Source organism: Martelella sp., assembly GCF_984369615.1.
Genome location: NZ_CFHTCS010000484.1, coordinates 1 through 2670, shown reverse-complemented (window position 1 = coordinate 2670; position 2670 = coordinate 1). Strand labels below are relative to the sequence as shown.

The following is a 2670-nucleotide window of genomic DNA, read 5'->3' as shown; positions in this document are numbered from 1 at the left end:
GCAGAAATCAATGAGCCATGCACCCGCGACAAGTCGTCGCCGGCGAGAGGGAAGCTTGGCCGAGACCTAACCGAATTGTGCGGCTTCGCCAAGCCCCAAATTGCGCGCGCGCTCAAAAATCTTGGCAAGGCCGGGGGCCGCGCCGCGCCGGCCGCGGGCCACTCTCAGTCGCCGGAGCCCGGCTTGTCGGAGAAGAACTGCTCGAACTTGTTTTCGACACCATCCATGGCCTCGGCGTCGGGCAGCGGCTCCTTCTTGATGGTGATATTCGGCCAGGTTTCGGCATATTCGGCGTTGAGCTTCAGCCACTGGTCAAGGCCCGGTTCGGTATCCGGCTTGATCGCCTCGGCCGGGCATTCCGGCTCGCAGACGCCGCAATCGATGCATTCGTCCGGATGGATAACCAGAAAATTCTCGCCCTCATAGAAACAGTCCACCGGACAGACTTCAACGCAGTCGGTATATTTGCACTTGATGCAGTTATCGGTCACGACATAGGTCATGAAAGGCTCCAGAGATCAGTTTCAGGCCGGCGGGCCAGCAGCAACGCGGGGCAGCTGCAGAACCGTGAGGTAACGGCTTTCCGCGCATGCCGCAAGATGATTTCATTCCACAAACGGGGCTGCTTCGGGTAGAAGTTTCCAAAGGCGAAGGAAAACTCTACTCCTCGCCGCGCAGCCGCATCAGTGAACGGCGTTCCTTCTTGGTCGGACGCCCGGCGCCCGGCACGCGCTGGGCCTGCTCGAACGCCGAAAGCTTCTCGCGCGCTGCCGGCGGCGGGCTCACATCCTGGTAGAGTTCCTGCGCTTCCGAAAAAGGGCCGCGCCGATGACCGGGCGCGCGCACGACTAGATGCACGTCCCGTCGCTCAAGGGCCACCACGAGCCTGTCGCCAATCGCCACGTCGACGCTGGGGCGGACGATGCGCGCGCCATTGAGCTTCACATGGCCATCGCGGACCAGCTTCTGCGCCAGTGACCGCGATTTGACGATGCGCGCGAAGAACAGCCATTTGTCGACGCGCTGGCGTTCCGCTGCTTCGCCCTCTGCCATCGGTTTACCGCTTCATCTGCGCCTTCAGCGCGGCAAGCTTGGCGAAGGGCGAATCCGGATCGACGGGCTTGTCGCGCTCGCGGCGCGGTTCGCGCGGCTTGTTGCCCTCGTTCTCGTTGCGCTCGCGGCGCGGGCCCTTGCCGCCGCCCTTGCCGCCTTTTCCGCCGGGCCTGCCGGAGCGCTCGTGCTGCTCGCCGTCACCGCCCTTGCGACCCGGCTGACCGCGACCGCGGCCCTCATTGCGCTGGCCACGCGCCTGATGGCCCTGCCGGTTGCGCTCGTTGTTGCCGCGCGCGCCCGGACGCCAGAGCAGGACGGGCTTCGGCTCTTCCTCCTCCTTGGGCTCCGACGCAGCGGTTTCGGCGGGCGCTCCGGAGGCTTCCGCGGCTTCGGGAGCGGGCTCATCGGCCTTCTCGACCGCGCCACTGTCTTCAGCGGGCGTTTCAGCAGCCTGAGACGCCGGCGTCTCCGTGGCAGCAGGCTCTGCGACGACCGGTTTCTCGGCGCGCCGGGCAACCGTCTCGACGGCGACGCCGGCATGCTGTTTTGCGGCCTTCTCGGCATCGCGCTCAGCCTGAATGGCCTCGAGCGCCGCGACTTCCTCGGGCGTTGCCACATCCGCGCGATAACCGAGACCCTTCAGGATTTCTTCCATGTCGTCGGGCGTTGCGCCAAGGATCGACATCATCGCCGGCGTGGTGACGAAGCGGCGGCCGTCGAAGGCGCCTTCCGGCTGCGCGCCGCCCGCTTCCGGCTTCCACTGCGTCAGCGGGCGGATGATATCGGCGAGGCGTTCGAGAATGTCGATGCGCACCGCGCGCTTTCCGAGATAGCGGAAACCGGCAAGCTTGTAGAAGGCGCGCTCGAACGCCGGGTCTGTAACGACCGAAGTGCGACCGGCCGCCAGCACCGGAATGAGTTCGCCATAGCCGGGCTTGTCGAGGCCGTCATTGGCGAGACCCCAGAGCAGGGTGATCATCTCGGCCGGCGCCGGCTTCAACAGCGCGGGCATGAACACATGATAGGCGCCGAAGCGCACCCCATAGCGCCTGAGCGAGGCCCGCGCATCCTGATCGAGCGCCTTGACCTCGGCGGCAACATCGCGCCGGAACAGCACGCCGAAATTCTCGACCAGCTGGAAGGCGAGGCCGCGCGCCAGCCCCTCGATGTCATCGGCATTGGCGAGATCATCGAGCGGCTTCAGCACCGTCTGGATCTGGTGCGCCACATAGCGCTCGATGCGGGCCGCGACATGATCGCGGGCCGCGCCGGTCAACTGTTCGTCGGCCAGCAGCACGACGCGCGGCCTCAAGACATTGTCGGAGGCAACGAGCCGGGCCACCGGATCGCCGAGCCACCGCACCGTTCCGGAGGAATCCAGCACGAGGTCGGAATTGCCGGAGGCGTGCAGGCGCGCGGCCCGGGCCTCGAATTCGAGCGCCAGCGCTTTCAGCGCGGCAGCCTCGATCGCCCTGGCATCCGGCCCCTCGGCGCCGGTCACGGCTTTGAAACGAAAGCCCGCCAGTTCCCCCACATGATGTCCTTCCACAAAGACATCCCCGTTCACGCTCACTTCAGCTTCAAGCATCGCATTCTCTCTCAGGCGCTTCATCAGCA

At 65.8% G+C, this 2670-nt stretch carries 2 protein-coding genes and 1 pseudogene; all 3 read right to left on the bottom strand.

Annotation, left to right across the window (positions count from 1 at the left end; all coding sequences use genetic code 11):
* Positions 1–164 precede the first annotated feature (164 nt).
* Positions 165–503, bottom strand: coding sequence for a ferredoxin FdxA (gene fdxA / locus AC5DC2_RS22610; protein ID WP_024710002.1), 339 nt, complete (start codon positions 501–503; stop codon positions 165–167).
* 157 nt (positions 504–660) lie between these two features.
* A complete protein-coding gene (locus AC5DC2_RS22605) occupies positions 661–1053 on the bottom strand; it encodes an RNA-binding S4 domain-containing protein (RefSeq protein ID WP_024710001.1) in 393 nt (130 codons plus the stop codon).
* Between the two features lie 4 nt (positions 1054–1057).
* Positions 1058–2670 (bottom strand): annotated as a pseudogene (locus AC5DC2_RS22600) (helicase); the annotation flags it as partial.